Origin of the sequence: Mycobacterium sp. KBS0706, from assembly GCF_005938675.2 — a bacterium.
Classification (GTDB): Bacteria; Pseudomonadota; Alphaproteobacteria; order DSM-16000; family Inquilinaceae; genus Inquilinus.
Window position 1 is genome coordinate 1 of the sequence record NZ_VCCH02000397.1, and the last position, 328, is coordinate 328.

1 protein-coding gene is annotated in these 328 nt (G+C 64.3%); it reads left to right on the forward strand.

Annotated elements, in window-relative coordinates; all coding sequences use genetic code 11:
- The coding region (locus tag FFK22_RS42445) for a sulfatase-like hydrolase/transferase (RefSeq protein ID WP_143957070.1) at positions 1-328 on the forward strand (328 nt) is incomplete at both ends.

Sequence of the window (328 nt, forward strand, 5' to 3'; positions counted from 1 at the left end):
GGGCATGATGTTCACCGACTATTATGCGGAGGCGAGCTGCACCGCAGGCCGGGCGAGCTTCATCACCGGTGAGATCCCGTTGCGCACGGGCCTGACCACCGTCGGCCAGGCCGGCGCGGATGTGGGCATGCCGGACAAGGCCGCCACCATCGCCGCCGCCCTCAAGGTCCAGGGCTATGCCACCGGCCAGTTCGGCAAGAACCATCTCGGTGATCTGAACAAGTACCTGCCGACACTGCACGGCTTCGATGAGTTCTTCGGGTACCTGTACCACCTCGACGCGATGTCGGACCCCTACTGGTACTCGTTCCCGGATGATCCGGCCTAC